The organism is Pseudoalteromonas sp. S3431 (genome assembly GCF_000690035.1).
GTDB lineage: Bacteria > Pseudomonadota > Gammaproteobacteria > Enterobacterales > Alteromonadaceae > Pseudoalteromonas > Pseudoalteromonas fuliginea.
Genome location: NZ_JJNY01000040.1, coordinates 50,292 through 68,881, shown reverse-complemented (window position 1 = coordinate 68,881; position 18,590 = coordinate 50,292). Strand labels below are relative to the sequence as shown.

17 protein-coding genes are annotated in these 18,590 nt (G+C 39.0%); 11 read left to right on the top strand and 6 right to left on the bottom strand.

Annotated features, from left to right (window positions below):
* Window positions 1-55 precede the first annotated feature (55 nt).
* Complete coding sequence (locus DO88_RS09810) at window positions 56-979, top strand: hypothetical protein (RefSeq protein ID WP_008134025.1); 924 nt, start codon at window positions 56-58, stop codon at window positions 977-979.
* A 600-nt stretch (window positions 980-1,579) separates the two neighbouring features.
* On the opposite strand, the gene DO88_RS09815 is transcribed toward DO88_RS09810, so the two are convergent.
* A complete protein-coding gene (locus tag DO88_RS09815) occupies window positions 1,580-2,617 on the bottom strand; it encodes an IS110 family transposase (RefSeq protein ID WP_007379114.1) in 1,038 nt (345 codons plus the stop codon).
* A gap of 256 nt (window positions 2,618-2,873) precedes the next feature.
* The gene (locus tag DO88_RS09820) at window positions 2,874-3,290 is read right to left on the bottom strand and encodes an MgtC/SapB family protein (RefSeq protein ID WP_024590122.1); all 417 of its coding nucleotides are present in this window, start codon (window positions 3,288-3,290) and stop codon (window positions 2,874-2,876) included.
* 512 nt (window positions 3,291-3,802) lie between these two features.
* On the opposite strand from DO88_RS09820, the gene DO88_RS09830 reads away from it, so the two are divergent.
* Complete coding sequence (locus tag DO88_RS09830; RefSeq protein ID WP_008134020.1) at window positions 3,803-4,177, top strand: hypothetical protein; 375 nt, start codon at window positions 3,803-3,805, stop codon at window positions 4,175-4,177.
* Here DO88_RS09830 and fghA read toward each other — a convergent pair.
* Both fghA and DO88_RS09840 read right to left on the bottom strand, forming a co-directional pair.
* Window positions 4,131-4,973 carry an S-formylglutathione hydrolase gene (gene fghA, locus DO88_RS09835; protein WP_008134017.1) on the bottom strand — a complete coding sequence of 281 codons (843 nt, stop codon included), beginning with the start codon at window positions 4,971-4,973 and terminating at the stop codon, window positions 4,131-4,133. The genes DO88_RS09830 and fghA overlap by 47 nt on opposite strands.
* Window positions 4,974-5,045: 72 nt before the next feature.
* Window positions 5,046-6,167: an S-(hydroxymethyl)glutathione dehydrogenase/class III alcohol dehydrogenase gene (locus DO88_RS09840; protein WP_008134015.1), complete on the bottom strand. Its 1,122-nt coding sequence runs from the start codon at window positions 6,165-6,167 to the stop codon at window positions 5,046-5,048.
* A 134-nt stretch (window positions 6,168-6,301) separates the two neighbouring features.
* Between DO88_RS09840 and DO88_RS09845 the strand changes: the two genes are divergently transcribed.
* The 6 genes from DO88_RS09845 (at window position 6,302) to hflX (ending at window position 12,758) form a co-directional block, all read left to right on the top strand.
* Window positions 6,302-7,174 carry a LysR family transcriptional regulator gene (locus DO88_RS09845; protein ID WP_198022407.1) on the top strand — a complete coding sequence of 291 codons (873 nt, stop codon included), beginning with the start codon at window positions 6,302-6,304 and terminating at the stop codon, window positions 7,172-7,174.
* 147 nt (window positions 7,175-7,321) lie between these two features.
* Window positions 7,322-8,539, top strand: a complete 1,218-nt coding sequence (locus DO88_RS09850; RefSeq protein WP_033039374.1) for a lipoprotein-releasing ABC transporter permease subunit — start codon at window positions 7,322-7,324, stop codon at window positions 8,537-8,539.
* On the top strand, window positions 8,532-9,230 hold the full coding sequence (gene lolD, locus DO88_RS09855) for a lipoprotein-releasing ABC transporter ATP-binding protein LolD (RefSeq protein ID WP_033039277.1): 699 nt from the start codon (window positions 8,532-8,534) through the stop codon (window positions 9,228-9,230). Before DO88_RS09850 ends, lolD begins: the two co-directional genes overlap by 8 nt.
* Entirely contained in the window at window positions 9,220-10,464 is a 1,245-nt protein-coding gene (locus DO88_RS09860) for a lipoprotein-releasing ABC transporter permease subunit (protein ID WP_033039275.1), read from the top strand. The genes lolD and DO88_RS09860 overlap by 11 nt, the downstream gene beginning before the upstream one ends.
* Before the next feature lie 117 nt (window positions 10,465-10,581).
* Entirely contained in the window at window positions 10,582-11,055 is a 474-nt protein-coding gene (locus DO88_RS09865; protein ID WP_033039274.1) for a DUF1456 family protein, read from the top strand.
* A 353-nt stretch (window positions 11,056-11,408) separates the two neighbouring features.
* Complete coding sequence (hflX, locus tag DO88_RS09870; RefSeq protein WP_002960718.1) at window positions 11,409-12,758, top strand: GTPase HflX; 1,350 nt, start codon at window positions 11,409-11,411, stop codon at window positions 12,756-12,758.
* A 152-nt stretch (window positions 12,759-12,910) separates the two neighbouring features.
* Here hflX and DO88_RS09875 read toward each other — a convergent pair whose 3' ends face one another.
* Together DO88_RS09875 and DO88_RS09880 are read right to left on the bottom strand one after the other, a co-directional pair.
* On the bottom strand, window positions 12,911-14,644 hold the full coding sequence (locus tag DO88_RS09875) for an AMP-binding protein (RefSeq protein ID WP_033039272.1): 1,734 nt from the start codon (window positions 14,642-14,644) through the stop codon (window positions 12,911-12,913).
* Window positions 14,645-14,828: 184 nt separating this feature from the next.
* Entirely contained in the window at window positions 14,829-15,275 is a 447-nt protein-coding gene (locus tag DO88_RS09880; protein WP_033039270.1) for a DUF3010 family protein, read from the bottom strand.
* A 359-nt stretch (window positions 15,276-15,634) separates the two neighbouring features.
* On the opposite strand from DO88_RS09880, the gene thrS reads away from it, so the two are divergent.
* The 3 genes from thrS to rpmI all read left to right on the top strand — a co-directional run bounded on the left by thrS (window position 15,635) and on the right by rpmI (window position 18,577).
* Window positions 15,635-17,545, top strand: coding sequence for a threonine--tRNA ligase (thrS, locus tag DO88_RS09885; RefSeq protein WP_033039267.1), 1,911 nt, complete (start codon window positions 15,635-15,637; stop codon window positions 17,543-17,545).
* Between the two features lie 59 nt (window positions 17,546-17,604).
* Complete coding sequence (gene infC / locus DO88_RS09890) at window positions 17,605-18,165, top strand: translation initiation factor IF-3 (RefSeq protein ID WP_007375325.1); 561 nt, start codon at window positions 17,605-17,607, stop codon at window positions 18,163-18,165.
* Between the two features lie 211 nt (window positions 18,166-18,376).
* Window positions 18,377-18,577, top strand: coding sequence for a 50S ribosomal protein L35 (gene rpmI / locus DO88_RS09895; RefSeq protein ID WP_002960713.1), 201 nt, complete (start codon window positions 18,377-18,379; stop codon window positions 18,575-18,577).
* Window positions 18,578-18,590: the final 13 nt, after the last annotated feature.

Below are 18,590 nucleotides of genomic sequence, written 5' to 3'. Positions count from 1 at the left end.
CTCTCCGATAAAGTTGTGATCCTCAATTACATCGAAGCCTATACTTGGAATTTATATGGAAAGTAAAAAACATAGTATTTTATATGCCTTTTTTTCAAATTGTTGGAGATATGGTAAAAATAGTAAAGACGAATTGGATAAATTATCAATTGAAGTTATACCTGAAGCTTTTTCGGAAGAAATGCAAAACAAAATATTCTGTCCTATTTGTGCAACTCCTTTAAGTCGAACTCCTGCTCTTAAAAATATTAGCACTAATAATATTTCAGCCCATTTCAAGCATGGAAGTCATGAAAAATATCCAGAGAGTAAAGTTTGTGGTTGGCGTGTTAATGCTCCTGTTGGAATGAAATATAAGAATGAAGAAGAAGTGGGTAAAGCTATAGAAGCTAAAGATCTAGTTGTAGTTAGCAGTTGGCAGTCTGAGCCTCCTTCAAACTCTAGTGATTTAGTGCCAAACGGTGAGTTTTCAAAAACTGCAATTGAAAACAAAAATGGCCCCGAAACATTGATTGCAATTGCTAGGCACACAGGTCGAGAATATAAAGCACCTTCAAATGTTTCAACGGTGATGGCTTTATGTAAAGACTTTCCCCAAAATCTAAAAAGAGGGTTTTATTTTCCTAATTCGCAATATGTGATGTTGTTATCGGACCAGCTTTACTCAACATTAAAGGTTCAAAAGGAGCTACCTAAAAAAGAAACATTATTTTTTGGAAAAATAACTTCCTTTAACCGTCTGAGCCATAGAAATGTATTAAAAATAAAATCAGGCGATTATGAGTTTAAAATTTATTCGGAGCCAAGTTATGATGAAAGGAAATCCATTGATAACACTTCTATAGGTCGTTACATATTATTTTCGGCAACTCTTTATTGGGAGGCAGATAAGAGTGTAGTAGCTTGTAAGGTTTTAAAGTGGGGGGCTTACAGCTTGCTTCCGACAAAGTATGAGCAATTCTTAACCCAATTAAAGTAATCTAGTAATAGTTTTTAAGTTGGGCAAATTACAGTTTGCTGTCTTCTTCCTTCAAACATTATAGCCAACTATAGTTTACCGCTTATGTAAGCGTTAGCCATTATGAATTTAATATTTAATATAATAAAGAGGAAGATATGTCAGCAAGCGAATGGGGTCACCCATTAGAAAATTTCGGTCAAGCAGGCAGCTGTGTTTTCTTGATCTTTTTATTCAAAAACCAAGTGATCTTATTATTTAGACTCAATTTAAATATGACTACGCAACTAGTAATGACGTCGATTGGTGTGAATATGCACCAGTCACCCATATGAATTTAGGCAGTTTAATTAAGCATTATTGATGATTAATTAAGGCCCTTGGCTTTCGCCTCAGTCATCGTTTAGTACCAATGTCAGTCCAGTTTCTGGCTGTGTTTACACACTGCGCTGTAACAAGTCTGTGGTTTATGCTTACACATAACCAACCCTTTGTGGCTCAAACATTGGGCATATCCAGTATTTAAAATATGAGCGGTTAACGTGCAGGCTCAATCAAATCTAATGGTTTTACCAACCCCATTACGAGCTCAACACGTTAACCTAATTTGTTTTATAGACGCTAAGCAAACGCCTTGTGTTCATCGAATGGTACATTGTCTTTAAGCACGTGATAACACGCTCTTGCGAGCTTATGTGCAACCGTTTTAATCGCAACTACCTTGTTTGTTTTAGCCAGTTTTCGTTGATAATATTTTTTAACTGTTGGGTTATAACGAATTGCAAAATTAGCGGCCTCAGTAAAAGCCCACGCTAAATAACGATTACCATTCTTCTGATTCGTAGCGCCTTTTTTCTTTCCATTGCTGTACCTTGCCCCTTTAACACAGCGACAATACGATGAGAAGTTTCCTGGGCTATCAAAACGTCTAATCGTGCCAGTTTCTAACATAATAGTCAGTGCTAAAGTATTTCCAATTCCATCAATACTTGTTAGGTTTATAAACTCAGGGGAGAGTGATGTTTGTTTTAAAATAGCGCCCTCTATTGCATTGATTTGCTGTTGAGCACAGCGTATTAATGAGAGGTTAGAAATGACTGACAGTGCAGTATTCATTGAGCTAAAATCTGCGTGTACCTGCTCAGTATCAACGCCTTTCCTTATAGCTGCCATTTGCTTTATTTTGTTGCTACTGAGCTTATAACCAAGATGACGCATGTAACAACTTTGCACCGATAATAAGTTTTTAGTGGACTGTTGAACAATGTCCATTCGTTTACGCATTAAGTCGCGAACAGCCCTGAGTTCACGGGGGTAAATATAGCCTTCAGGCAGAATATTTAGACGTAGCATTTCAGCTAGCCAACGTGCATCACTATGGTCGTCAGCATGTTTTAAACCTGAATATTGTTGAATTGCAGCAGGGTTCGCTAAGTGTAGTTTAAATTCTGCATCCATTAATGCATCAACTAACCAATACCAATTAAATGTTGATTCGACAACAAGCCCTGTTAACTTGTCTTTATAAGGGGCTAAAAAAGATAAAATGACAGACATGTCATTATTTAAACGCTTGCAGCTAAGCGTTTCACCTTGTTCATTAATGATAGCAATAACACTATTATTTGAATGCAAGTCAATTCCACCATATAGTTTCATACTAAGTTCCTCGAGGTACTGTTTATGTTTTGGTCAACACAACTGTATCGAAAAACTCGAGGAGCTTTCTATATGATTATCAAATCTTGACTTCACACATTAAGAATCTTCAATTTTATTGACCACTACAAATGACAGCTCATGGCACACTGCCGCCATTCCTTATAGCCCTGTTCATTAGGAATATCGTTATTTAATATTAAGCTTAATTACCGTACAGGTTTATTCGCTAATCTGAACGTTAACTATATTGAATTTACTTAAACTTTTTTACATACCTAAGCGTTATAAAATTAATAATGGCAAGCAAAATGGCTATTTCGTAACGGCTGTAGGCTACAGCTATACCAATTAAGCCCATATTCCAAATACTTGCAGCGGTTGCTGTGCCGGAGGTTGATTTGTTATTTTTCAAAATTGCGCCACCGCCAATAAAACCAATGCCTGTAATGATGCCCTGTAACATTTTAGATTGAGCTTCTGCGCCATCTAAAACCGACATAGCGATTAATGCATACCCACACGATGCAACAGCAACAAGAGGAAAGGTACGAAGGCCTGCGCCATCATTACTTCGCTCTCTGTCGTAAGCCATGGGTAGTGCAAGTAGGTATGCAATACCTAAGTGTATTAAGTTATCGATGATTTCATTCCACTGTAAATCAATTTCCATTATTGAGCCTGCGCTGGTTAACTTTATTAATAATAAGCAAACAGCAAGCCATGGCATAAATGAATATTAATCAATGAGTTATTGTTAATTCCTGTATTTAACAAGAATTATTGAGGAAACTTTTACATGCCTTTATTACTATTTTACGCAATAGTTAATTTGATCTGAGTTTTAAAGCCCCGTATTCTTTTATCATACTAAAAGACACCTATGTGAACCTTTTGCCTTTAAATAAAACATTAATCACAACAACTAAACTTGAAAAAACAGCGTTACTATTTTGCGCTGGGTTATCTGTTTTTGCTTTTTTATTCCCTGAATTTCTCACAGAACACTTACAACCTACCATTAATAAAATTTTAGGTTATTTAGGATCACCATTTTTTATATTGCAGCTGGTGGGTGTTACAAGAAAGTTTATAAATGATTTTAGGTAGTAATACTTACATTTTTTTACAGAGTTACAATAAAAAACGTATACAATTTAGGTAATATTTTGTTTAGGATGAATGATGAAAACAATTATTGTACTTTTGTTTTTTTATTGCCTTTCTGGCTGTACAGTTGCGGGCGCTATTATTGATGGGCAAGCACAATCTCAGGCGCGTAATGATAAAAATAGTATTAGCCCGGCGCAGTCAACACCTTATAAAAACCCACTAGAGCCAGTACCTACAGATAAAAACGGATTTAACTTTACTGATATGGGATTAAAGATAGATTCGGCTCTTGTTAGCCTAGTTAAAGGGGAAAGCACTACTACGCAAGTATGTAGGCAGGTCACTAAAAGTCTAAAAGAGTGTGTAGAGGTAGAAAAGTCATCTCTACACACTAATGAGTCTAAGCAGTTAAAAACTGATGATGAAATAATAAGTGTTGGTCAATAAAGCTGCTTATAAAAAAGTAGCTATGGTCGTAGCCTGCTTGCATTTCAAGTGTAAGCGGGTAGCCTTTTTTATTTGCAATAGCGACTAAGTTTTCTGGCTTAAGTTGCTCTTGTAAAAAACCATCGGCATCACCTTGACTCACTAACATGGGTAAGTAATGAGCTTGCTCTGCGTTTTTCATCAACTCGCAGCTGTCGTATTGCTTCCAAAGCGCTTTATCATTTCCTAAATAACCAGTAAATGCTTTTACACCCCAAGGGCATTCAATCGGATTTACAATAGGGCTAAAAGCCGAGGCACTTACAAACGCAGTCGGGTTTTTAAGTGCAACCATTAATGCACCGTGCCCGCCCATAGAGTGACCGCTAATTGCTTTTGTGCTTGTTATCGGAAAATGTTGTTCAATCAATGCTGGTAACTCACTAACAACATAATCGTACATATTAAAATGGGTGTTGTAAGGAGCTTGCGTGGCATTTACGTAAAAGCCTGCGCCTTGTGCAAAGTCGTAGCTGTCTTCATTGGGTACGTTCTCGCCACGCGGGCTGGTGTCAGGCGCTACAATAGCAATACCCAGCTCGGCGGCTTTTTTAAATGCACCGGCTTTTTGCATAAAATTTTCGTCGGTACAGGTTAATCCCGATAACCAATAAAGTACCGGTACTTTATTTGCTTCACTTGCGCCAGGTGGTAAAAATACGGCAAAGCGCATAGTGCAATGTGTACTTTGCGAGCTGTGAGTATATTGCTTATGCCAACCGCCAGACACTTTTACACTTGAGATATTTTCTAACATACTTAATCCTTAAAAGCCGTAAACTTAAAAGTATTACGGCTTATTAATAAGCTATTTTACGAATGCAGTTTATTAGTAATGAATGACTGTACGAATACTTTTGCCTTCATGCATTAAATCAAACGCTTCGTTAATATCTTCAAGGCTCATTGTGTGAGTAATAAAGTCGCTAAGAGCAAATTCACCTGCCATGTAACGCTCAACAATTTCAGGAAGTTGTGAACGGCCTTTAACGCCACCAAATGCACTACCACGCCATACACGCCCAGTTACCAGCTGAAACGGACGGGTTGATATTTCTTGGCCTGCACCTGCCACACCAATAATGACCGACTCACCCCAACCTTTGTGACAACACTCAAGCGCTGAGCGCATAACGTCAACATTACCAATACATTCAAACGAGTAGTCAACGCCGCCGTCTGTCATTTCAACAATAACTTCTTGAATTGGCTTGTCGAAATCTTTTGGGTTAATTAAATCAGTTGCACCTAGTTTTGTAGCTAAATCGAATTTAGTGGTGTTTATATCAACACCAATAATACGACCAGCACCAGCCATTTTTGCGCCAATAATCGCAGACAAACCAATACCGCCTAAGCCAAATATAGCAACAGTGTCGCCAGGCTTTACTTTAGCTGTGTTGGTAACTGCGCCCATGCCTGTTGTTACACCACAGCCTAGTAAGCAAATCTCTTCTAGTGATGCTTCTTTATTTACTTTAGCGAGTGAAATTTCTGGTAATACAGTGTACTCAGAGAACGTTGATGTACCCATGTAGTGATAAATTGGTTGGCCGTCTTTAAAAAAGCGTGTTGTGCCGTCTGGCATTAGGCCTTTACCTTGTGTTTCGCGCACGGCTGAGCACAGGTTAGTTTTACCTGAGGTACACATTTTACATACGCCACATTCTGCAGTGTATAAAGGAATAACATGATCCCCCACTTCAACACTCGTTACGCCTTCGCCAACAGCATAGACAACACCAGCGCCTTCGTGACCTAAAATAGCAGGAAATATGCCTTCTGGATCTTGGCCTGATAATGTAAATGCATCGGTGTGACACACACCTGTAGCGGTAATTTTTACCATTACTTCGCCTTGTTTAGGCATCATTACATCAACTTCTTCAACGCTAAGTGGTTGATTAGGACCCCAAGCAATGGCGGCTTTTGATTTAATAAATTCAGACATGTGTTTTATTTCCTTTAACTGGCTATTAAAAAATAATTGTAGACCCAATTTGCTTGGGTGATGTGCTTATTGTATTTGTTTCTCAAATAATGATAATCTCAATTTTATTAAAACACTTTTACAGTATGGTAATAATGGCGCGTTGGGATGGAATTGATGAGTTTATAGCGGTTGGTGAAGAGGGCAGCTTTACTGCGGCTGCAAAAATGCTTGGGCTTTCGGTTGCGCATATTAGCCGTCATGTTACGGCGCTTGAGCAACGTTTAAATACCCAGCTTTTAACTCGTACTACTCGTAAAGTGGTTTTAACTAAAGAAGGTGAAGTGTACTTACATCAAATAAAGCACTTACAACACGCTATGGACGAGGCAACTCAAGGTCTTGCCACGCACCAAACTACACCAAAGGGTAAAATTAAGCTCACAGCACCAGTTATGTACGGAGAGAGCTTTATTATGCCTATAGTGCATAATTTTATGAAGGATCATCCCGAGGTAGAAGTTGTTGCCACACTAAGTAACGAACAAGAAAATTTGTTAGAGGGCGGATTTGATTTAGCCATAAGGTTAGGACATTTAAAAGATTCGAGCTTAAAAGCGCGTAGGTTAAGTGCGCGGCGCTTTATAATGTGCGCGGCACCACAGTATTTAACGCGATTTGGTGAGCCGCATACTTTAGGCGAGCTAAACAGCCATGAATGCTTAATTGGGAATAGTAGCTACTGGCGCGTAAACGAAAATGGGCGCGATAAACACATTAAAATAGCGGGGCGGCTACAGTGTAATAGTGGTTGGGCGCTGGTGGATGGCGCAAAAAAGGGGCTTGGTATTGTACAGCTCCCAGACTACTACATTGAAAACGAAATTAACTCAGGGCAATTGGTGCCTATTTTAACACCCTATCAACCACAGCAAGAAGGGGTATGGGGCGTATATCCACCAAGGCAGTTTGTGGCCACTAATGTACGGGTATTGCTCGATTATTTAGTTAAAGGGCTGAAAGCTTAACCGCGAATTAATGGTTAAGCATGTATTGCTGTAAATATAGCCAAGTATCAGATTTTTAAATTATTTCTTACATTTTACGCCATACCCAAAGGCACTTTTTTCGTGCTACTATTGCTCAATACTTTTACGATAAGTGTTAAAAATAATATGTTTCAACCGGTTAGCTTATTTATAGGGCTTAGATATAGTCGCTCATCTAAAGGAAATGCGTTTATATCGTTTATTTCGTTTTTTTCTATTGCCGGTATCGCTATTGGTTTAATGGCATTATTTACGGTAAGTAGTGTAATGAACGGGTTTGAAAATAGCCTGAAAACCAATATGCTTGGACTTATTCCGCATGTTGAAGTTAGCGCAGGTAAACACACTGCCACCCAAATGGGCACCCTTAAAACCGACCTCGAACAATCTCCTTATGTTGATCATGTAAGCTTATATCGCCACGGCGAAGCTATTTTGCAAACAAATAAAGACTTGCACGGCGTTTTACTACAAGGCCTTTATAACGACAGCGGTTCTTTGTATAAAATTACCGATAAAATAGTGCAAGGCGATTGGAAAACTGTATTAAACAAAAATTACAACATTGCTATAAGCCGTTATTTGAGTCGTAAATTAGGCGTTAGCGTGGGTGATAAGCTTCGCGTTATTATGCCTAATGCTTCAACATATACACCTCTTGGGCGAGTACCCAGCCAGCGTTTATTTAAAGTTGCCGCAATATACGAAACCGGATCTGAGATAGATATGGCACTTGCGTTTACGAGTGGCGCTTCACTACAGCGGGTGTTAAAGCTGGATAAAAACACCGCCCCAAATTTAAGTGTTTCATTGCACGAACCTTTCGAACTAGATGAATTTATTGAAGCAAGCCAACGTATTTTAAAAGATCACAATTACAGTGATTGGCGCAGTACCCAAGGTACTCTATTTGCAGCCGTTGCTATGGAAAAACGCATTATGTCTATGTTGCTTGCCCTCATTGTATTGGTCGCTGTGTTTAATATTGTATCAGCACTGACCATGATGGTAAGCGAAAAACAAGGTGAAGTGGCCATACTACAAACGTTAGGTTTAACACCTTCGCAAGTGCAAAAAGTGTTTATGGTGCAAGGCTTATATAACGGCGTAATTGGTACCGCAATAGGCGCATTTTTAGGTGTAATATTTAGTTTATATATAAATGAGCTACTTGCATTAGTGGGCTTAAACTTATTGGCGGGTATAGAGCTTCCGGTAAAATTTGATATTTTGAGTTTAGTAATAATAGCGTTTGCCAGTATTGCTATGAGCTTTTTAGCTACCTTATATCCTGCGCGTAAAGCCGCAAAAGTAAAACCAGCAGAGGTATTACGTTATGAATGATTTAGTAATTAGTTGTGAAAATTTAAGTAAGGTTTATCAAGATGGCAGCAACCAAGTTGAAGTATTAAAAGGTGTTGATTTAGCGCTGCAGCAAGGTGAAATGCTCGCTATTGTAGGGAGTTCTGGCTCTGGTAAAAGTACGCTTTTACACATACTTGGCACATTAGATACCGCAAGCTCAGGTAGCGCTAAAATTAAAAACCAAGAAGTTGCAAAACTTTCGCGAACAGAGCAAGCCGCATTTAGAAACCAAAATTTGGGCTTTATCTATCAATTTCATCACTTATTAATGGAGTTTAGCGCAGTCGAAAACGTGGCTATGCCATTACTAATTAAAGGCTTGAGTGCAAAAGAAGCCAAAGCTCAAGCGCTCGATATGCTCGAAAAAGTAGGCCTTGCACATCGCAGCTTGCATAAACCGTCTGCGCTTTCTGGTGGAGAGCGACAACGTGTGGCTATTGCCCGCGCACTGGTTACTAAACCTGCGCTTGTGCTTGCTGATGAACCAACAGGTAATTTAGATAAACAAAATGCGATTAAAATTTACGATTTAATTAATGAGCTTAACCAAAGCTTAAACACCAGTTTTGTGGTAGTTACACACGATTTAGAACTTGCCGATAAGCTAGGCAAAATAGCTTATTTAGACGATGGAAAACTAGCTATTAAAGAGTCGCAGCATGTTGCTTAGTGCATTTTTAAGTAAACGTTTTAGAGCCTATTCAGGCCACAAAGATGAAAAAAACGGCTTTGTTAGTTTTATCGCTAAAGCGTCGACTATTGGTATTTTATTAGGTGTCGCGGTTTTAATTGTGGCGCTGTCGGTAATTAATGGTTTTGAGCAGCAACTAGTACATAGATTGCTAAGTGTTGTGCCGCAGGTTGAATATGTAGCACCAAGTAGACCCATCGCGAATTGGTCGCAAAAGGTTGAGGATTTACAAACACAACCTCACGTAACAGGGGCAGCGCCATTTATTGCAGTGAACGGAATGGCGCAATATAAAAGCCAGCTAAAAGCGATAGAAATTCGGGGTGTTGAGCCATCGCTCGAGAGTAATGTATCGGCGGTAAACCAGTTTACCAGTGGTAAATTGGTCAGCCAGCTAGGCCTTGACGATGTAATTTTAGGTAAGCAAATAGTAAAACAGTTAGATGCCAAAGTCGGCGATAACATTACATTGCTTATTCCGCAAATTAGTCAAAAAGGTCAATCATTATTAGCGCCTAAACGCGTAACACTTAACCTTGCAGGTTTTATAGAAATGGGCGGACCGATTGATAGTACCGCTGCATTTATACATCTTAACAAAGCACAGCAAACATTGGGTTACGATGAAACTCAAGTAACAGGGCTGCGGTTAAGTGTTGATGATGTGTTTTCGGCGCACCAAATAGCGCTAAAAGTGGGCCAAACTATTGACGACTACGTGTATGTTTCTAGTTGGTTTAGAACCCAAGGCAGCCTTTATCAAGATATTCAAATGGTGCGTACCATTGTTTATATTGTGGTGTTTTTAATTATAGCGGTAGCCAGTTTTAATATTGTATCGTCCTTAGTGATGGAAGTACGCGAAAAACAAGGCAATATCGCGATTTTAAAAACCATGGGCGCGAAAGACAGTACTATTTTAGCCACCTTTGTAATGCAAGGCTTAATGCAAGCTTTTGTAGGCGTGGCACTAGGAACACTAATTGGCGTGGTATTAGCGCTTAATATAAGTGAGCTTTTTACGTGGATAAGCCAATTATTTGGAGCTAATCCACTTGAGGGCGTTTATTTTATAGAGTTTTTACCAAGTAAATTAGTACTTGAAGACATTGGTATTACAGTGATTGTTACGTTTGTGCTTGCGATACTTGCTACTATTTATCCTGCATGGCAAGCAACGCGCGTAGATCCTGCCAAGGTGCTTGGTAACTAGGTATAAGAAGCTCAGATAAAAATTAATAGGGTGGTATTGGTAAACCTGTTAAACTAGGTGCTTATTTAAAATTAAGCAATAACTGCTTGGTTGCTATACCTCACTTTGGGATTTACTTTGACTAATAACGATATTTTACGCCGCATTCGCTACACTTTTAACTTAACTGATACTGCTATGGTCAATGTTTTTGCATCAGCAGAACATACGGTCACCAAAGAGCAAGTAATTACATGGTTAACTAAAGAAGGTGAAGAGGCTTTTACCCCAATAAGTGATACTGAGTTTGCTAGCTTTTTAAATGGGTTTATTAATACCCAACGTGGCAAACGCGAAGGTGAGCAACCAGAGCCAGAGAAAAAGTTAAACAACAATATTATCTTTATGAAGCTACGTATTGCTTTAAATATGAAAGCAGAAGATGTTATAGCAACACTTGAACTTGTTGATTTTGACTTAAGTAAACATGAGTTAAGCGCATTTTCTCGTAAAGTAGATAACAAACATTACCGTGTTTGTAACGATCAAATATTACGCTTGTTTTTAACCGGTGTACAAAAGCAGCACCGTCCAGAAGAGTCTGCTGAGTAATTGATTTTAGCTAATTAGTTTTTAACTAATTAGTTTTTAACTAATTAGCTTTTAGTTAATGGGCTTGTGTATGCGCAATGCTACATAAAGCCTATTATCAATGGTAAACCCCAACACTTAATAATTAAATACATTTATAACAACACCAAGTTACTTATTGGTTTACTTGCGTGTAAAAATTATAATGCCCCCGTATAAATAGTTCATAGGTTTACGCTAATTTTGGAAAAATGAAGATAATAATTGCATTCGTAAGCTATAACGCTGTAAAGCTCGGCCATAACAGCGTAGGATCAAGTTACTTTCGAATGAAAATTAGGTTTGCACTTTAGGTGCATTAACATATAAAAATTATGCAACTAACTGCAAAACCATCACTTCCTAATGCGTTACTTATTTCTATTAGCACACCACAATTTAAAGGCGACGAAGCAACAGAATCGCTTGCAGAGCTTGCTCGTTTGGTAACTACGTTAGGCTTTAAAGTAGTAGGTACACAATCGCAAAAGCAAAGTTCTACCCAAAAAGTTAATGTACTGGGCTCAGGTAAACTAGCTGAAATAGCACACCTTACCGGCAATAAAGGGATGGTTGAAAACGAGCAAGAAGATGATTTACTTGATGAAGACCCTTTAACCGAAATATCCTCAGAAATTCCATCAAACGATTTAGATTTTGCATGTGCCGATGTAGTGGTATTTGACTGCGATTTAACGCCTTCTCAACTGCGTAATGTTGAGAACCAATTAGGTGTAGAAGTATTTGATCGCACTGGTATTATCATCGAAATATTTAGCCGTCATGCGCGTACTAAAACAGCAAAATTACAAGTTGAAATTGCTCGCCTTAATTATGTAGCGCCACGGCTTCGTGAAACATCAACAGGTGATAAAGAGCGCCAAATGGGTAAAGGTGCGGGTGAAACCACACTTGAGCTTAATCGCCGTAAGGTGCGCGATCAGTTAGCAGAATTAAAGCGCGAACTTGTTAGTGTTCAAGATGTAATGATGGACAGACGTACGCAGCGCTCTGAGCTATTCTCAGTGGCTTTAATTGGTTATACCAATGCGGGCAAGTCATCAATGATGCGCGCAATTACAGGTAGTGATGTAGAAGGCGAAAATAAACTCTTTGCAACGCTAGATACCACTGTTCGCGCGCTGTATCCGATTACCCAGCCTCGTATATTGGTGTCAGATACGGTTGGTTTTATTAAAAAATTACCTCATGATTTGGTGGCTTCATTTCATTCAACGCTCGCTGAGGCACATGATGCGTCGTTATTGTTGTATGTTGTAGATGCTTCAGATCCTTCTTTTCGCTCACAACTTGAAGTAGTACATAAAGTACTGGCAGAAGTTGGGGTGGAAGGCAGCAAAAAATTATTAGTACTGAATAAGTCAGACCAATTAAGTACTGAGCAGCAGCAGTCGCTAATGGATGAATTTCCTGATGCGATGATGACCTCTACGCGTAATCCAGATGATATTAGTAAATTGCACAAATACATTATTGGCATTGCTCAAGAGGACATGATTGAAGAAGAGATTGTTATACCGTACACAGCCAAAGGTATCGTGGGCGAAATTCGCTCGAGTATGAGTGTTGTTAAAGAAGAATATGAATACAGCCACATTAAATTAACAGTGCGCTCGAGTGCGATTGATTTAGAACGTTTAAAAAAGAGAATGCTGAATTTATAATAAATTCAGTACAATTCAGTACATAAAAAGCACAGCCAATTGGCTGTGCTTTTTAGTATTAGTCCTAACATACGTAAATTTAACGCTGCTAGCTCTAAATATAGCTCTGAGATAAATTCCCTATCCAGAGCCTCAGTTACTTAAAGACGAAACTAGGAAAAAGCGTTGTCGCTTAGCTCTTCTTGCATTTGCTCGCGCATTTTAAATTTTTGCAGTTTACCTGTTACTGTCATTGGGTAGTTTTCTACAAAACGGATATGTCGTGGCATTTTAAAGTAGGATAGTTTGTCTTTTAAAAACTCACGAATTGCTTGCTCATCAAGTACAGCATCTTCTTTTGGTTGGATCCAAGCGCATACTTCCTCGCCATACCTTTCATCTGTTATACCAAATATGGCAGCATCTTGAATGCCTGGGTAGGTGTAAAGTACTTCTTCTATTTCTCGAGGGTAAATGTTTTCGCCGCCGCGAATAATCATATCTTTTATACGCCCAACAATCGTGACAAACCCTTCTGTATCCATGACACCTAAATCGCCAGAGTGCAGCCAACCTTCGTCATCTATTGTGGCTTTTGTTTTAGCTTCGTCATTCCAATAGCAGCGCATTATGCCTGCACCTTTACTACACACTTCGCCAGGTTGACCAATTTTTTGAATGTTACCCAGCTCGTCAATTATTTTAACCTCGGTATGGGCAAGGGCGCGGCCAACTGTCGTTACTTGCCGCTCAATTGAAGAGTCTGTTTCGGTAATGTTGTTTATGGGGCTGCACTCCGTTTGCCCGTAAGCAATCAGTACTTGATGCATGTTCATTTGTGTTTGTACTTTTCGCATTACTTGCTCTGGGCATGTAGAGCCTGCCATTACACCCGTGCGTAAAGTACTTAAGTCATAATCGTTAAAATTACTTAGCTCAAGCTCACTAATAAACATAGTAGGTACACCGTGCAGCGCTGTACATCCTTCTTGTTGAACTACATCTAGTGTGGTCTTTGCATCGAACGAATCACTTGGGTAAATGGCTGCTGCACCTTTACTAACACACAATAAGCTACCCAATACCATTGCAAAGCAATGATATAACGGGATAGGGATACATAACTTGTCATCGCTCGTAAAGTGCATAGATTCGGCGACGAATAGCGCATTATTTAAAATATTTTTATGCGTGAGCGTTGCGCCTTTTGGGTTGCCTGTTGTGCCTGATGTAAATTGTATATTGATGTCTTGCTCAGCATTTAAGTTTTCACCTATTGCTTTTAATTCGAGCGCATGTGCTGCTGTTGGCAAGTTAATAACGTCATTAAAACAATACATACCTGAAGATGCTTCATTGCCAATGCGAATTATGTTTTTAAGAGAGGGCAGTGCTTTTAAATTAAGCTTTTCTTTGTCGCTACTTGCAAGCTCTGGCGCTAAACTATTAAGCATTTCTAAATAGTCACTGCCTTTGAAGTTTGATGCCGTAATGAGGGTTGAACACTCAACACTATTTAACGCATATTGTAGTTCGCTAGGGCGGTATGCTGGATTAATACACACCATTATTGCGCCAATTTTAGCCGTTGCAAATTGGGTTAAGCACCACTCAATATTATTAGGAGACCAAATACCCACTCGCTCACCAGGTTTTATGCCAAGCGCCAGTAACCCCATAGCAAGTTGATTAACTTCTTGTTGAAATTCTTTATACGTTAATCTAATACCTTGATGGTGAACTACAACAGCTAATGCTTCTGGGTTTTTGTCGACAATAAAGTCAAAGTACTCGCCGATAGTTGAATTTGTTAAAGGTGTGCTTTGTATACCTTTAAAATAGCTTTGTGATAACGGTAAACTATTTATTTGTTCTACTTCTTTTACTGCAATAGTCTGTGTGTGCATTGCTCTCTCCATGAAAATGTGCGTGAGTTATTAAACTACAAAGTCAAAATAAACACATATTGTCGACAAAGAGAAGTGCGGTTAGACTAATGTATTAGTGTTTTTATAAAAACCAAACCTGTTTTTTGGGCACAAAAAAACGCGTCTTACACTGTAAGTACGCGTTTTTAAACGAGCAATGAGTCTACATTTCGTCGCTGCGGTATGTTCTTTTCATTATGTAAACGTAGGCATTTACAAAAGCATTTTCTTGATACTTTTTAAGGCCAGTATCTTCAAAATCTATTGGAATAGGATTGCGCTTTACCTGCTCTTTAATTTCAGTTGTGGTAAATAAACGCACATCTAAATTTTCAATTAATTGAATGGCAGTTTCCATTTTAAATCCTTTTGCGCTGCCGGCAAATTTACCCTTTGGCTGGCGCTCACGAATTGCAACAGAATCAATTTGGTAATCTTGCATTAGTTTTGCAAAATCAAATTGAAATTTACGCATTACTTCGGTGTCGTTACCGTTACCTAAGGTAAAGCGTGTTTGGCGCACATCGCGAATGTCAAATACGTCATTATCTTTACTCAAAATACAAAGTAGTACATCGCTACCGGTAATTTCTACACCACATGTTCTCATTACTATTCTCTACTATAACTTAATTACGCAGTATTATACCCAACACTCATTAAAATGCGAGTGCTAGCATGACCCACTAGGTTAACTCTAATATTTTTAGCTAATTTTGTCGCTTTTCTAACAAAAGTTGATTTATATCGTAAATCAGCTCGAATTTTCGGCGCGTATGACTTGTAATTAAGCGTGTGGCACGCGACAATATCTTTTTGTAGTTGAGCAGACTCAGCATCTACATTAGCCCAATATGGCGAAAAATAGTCAATGCTTATTCGTAAAAGTGTTGTCGAGTCATTCTCATTTAATTAATTAAAAATACACGTGATACATTGTAGGTGTCACCACTGTAGCAAGGATTTATAATGCCAGTTATTACTCTTCCAGACGGAAGTCAACGTAGTTTTGAAAACCCTGTAAGTACGCTTGATGTTGCAAACGACATTGGTCCTGGTTTAGCTAAAGCGACCATTGCAGGTCGTGTTAATGGCGACCGTGTTGATGCATGTGATTTAATAAGTGAAGATTCTCGACTTGAAATCATCACCGCTAAAGACGATGACGGACTGGAAATAATTCGTCACTCGTGTGCTCATTTAATTGGTCATGCAGTTAAGCAACTTTTCCCAGATGCAAAAATGGCAATCGGTCCTACTATCGATAACGGCTTTTACTACGATATCGATATGGAACATTCATTATCACAAGATGATCTTGAAGCAATTGAAAAGCGTATGCTGCAACTTGCAAAAACCAACTACGACGTAGTGAAAAAAACAGTAAGCTGGCAAGAAGCACGCGATACATTTGAAGCGCGTGGCGAAACATACAAAATAGAAATTTTGGACGAAAACATCGCTAAAGATGACCGTCCAGGGTTATATCACCACGAAGAATATGTAGACATGTGTCGTGGACCTCACGTTCCTAACATGAAATTTTGCCAAAACTTCAAAATAATGAAAGTGGCGGGTGCATATTGGCGTGGTGATTCAGAAAATAAAATGCTACAACGCATTTACGGCACAGCGTGGGGCGATAAAAAGCAACTTAAAGCGTATTTAAAACGCCTTGAAGAAGCTGAAAAACGCGATCACCGTCGTATTGGTAAAGCGCTTGATTTATGGCATTGGCAAGAAGAAGCGCCAGGCATGGTATTTTGGCACAACGATGGTTGGAGCATTTACCGCGAGCTTGAAGAATTTGTACGTGAAAAATTACGCGAATATGAGTACGAAGAAGTAAAAGGTCCAATGATGATGGACCGTTCACTTTGGGAAAAATCAGGTCACTGGGAAAAATATTCAGAAGCAATGTTTACCACTGAGTCTGAAAAACGTGAATACGCAATTAAACCAATGAACTGTCCTGGTCACGTGCAAATCTTTAACCAAGGTTTAAAATCGTACCGTGATTTACCACTTCGTATGGCTGAATTTGGTTGTTGTCATCGTAATGAACCATCAGGTGCACTACACGGTTTAATGCGTGTACGTGGCTTTACACAAGATGATGCTCACATTTTCTGTACTGAAGAGCAGATAATGGACGAAGTATCAGCGTGTATTAAGATGGTTTATGATACATATGAAACATTCGGATTTGAGAAGATTGTCGTTAAGCTATCTACTCGCCCAGAACAACGCATTGGTGAAGACCATATGTGGGATAAAGCAGAGCTTGCTTTAGCTGATGCACTTAAGCTAAACGATATTGAATTTGATTATCTTCCGGGCGAAGGCGCGTTTTACGGTCCGAAGATTGAATTTACTTTGTACGATTGTTTAGACAGAGCGTGGCAGTGTGGTACAGTGCAATTAGACTTTGCTTTACCGGGTCGTTTAGGTGCTACTTATGTAGCAGAAAATAACGAACGTCGTACCCCTGTAATGATACATCGTGCTATTTTAGGTTCTATTGAACGCTTTATTGGCATTTTAACTGAAGAGTACGCTGGATTATTCCCGACGTGGCTTGCACCAAAGCAAGTGGTAATTATGAATATTACCGATAAACAGGCTCCTTATGTTAAAGAAGTTGTACAAAAATTAAATAAACTTGGAATTAGAGCCGCTGCTGACTTGAGAAATGAGAAGATTGGCTTTAAAATCCGTGAGCATACACTGAAGCGTATTCCATACTTGCTTGTTGTTGGCGATAAAGAAGTTGAACAACAAGAAGTAGCAGTGCGTACTCGCACAGGTGAAGACCTTGGCAAATTTAATGTTGATGATTTTGTAGCTAAAATTAGCGAAGAAATTAAAAATCGACAGTAAAAACCGAGCGTGTAGGGCATTAACAAACAGCCAATTACACGCTTATATTATTGATATTCTTGGAGGAACGTACTATTAGAGGCGGCAAGAAAGGGCAACAAACAGCTCAAAAAAATCGTATTAACGAAGAAATTACAGCGCAAGAAGTTCGTTTAATTGACATTGAAGGCGAACAAGCTGGAATTCAGTCATTACAAGACGCGCAAACTATGGCCGATGCAGCGGGTGTTGATCTTGTTGAGATCAGTCCAAACGCTGAGCCGCCTGTTTGTAGAATCATGGATTACGGTAAGTTCATCTTTGAAAAAAGCAAAGAACTAAAAGAGCAGAAGAAGAAGCAAAAGCAAATCCAGATAAAAGAAATCAAATTCCGTCCAGGTACGGATGAAGGTGATTATCAGGTTAAGCTTCGCAACTTACGTAAGTTCTTAGAAGCTGGCGATAAAGCTAAGATTACTATCCGCTTCCGTGGTCGTGAAATGGCTCACCAAGAAATTGGTATAGAATTATTAAACCGTATCAAAACCGATTTAGAAGAGCTTGCTGTAGTTGAGTCTTTCCCAAATCGTGTTGAAGGCCGCCAAATGGTTATGATGATGGCGCCTGTTGCTAAAAAATAATTTTTAAGCGATAATACGCACCGAAATTAGCTCAGGTCTGCAAGCAATATGCGAATATTCACCTGAGTTAACCGGTTTTAAAGTAAGATTGCGGCATTTATGTTGGGTCTTCACCGGAACATGGCAGTAAGTCAGGCCTAAAAGTGGAGCTATAGCAATATATCTCACGCCTGCTTACTAATTTAAAAGCAATACAATTGGAGTTATTGCAATGGCTTATAAGCTAAAAAGTCACAGTGGCGCTGCTAAGCGTTTCAAAAAGACTGCTTCTGGCGGTTTCAAGCGTAAACAAGCGCATCTTCGTCATATTCTGACTAAGAAAACTTCTAAGCGTAAGTTACACCTACGTCCTAAGATGATGGTTCATAAAAATGACCATGGTCTAGTTTCACGTATGTTACCGTTCGCTTAATAGGGGTTTTTAG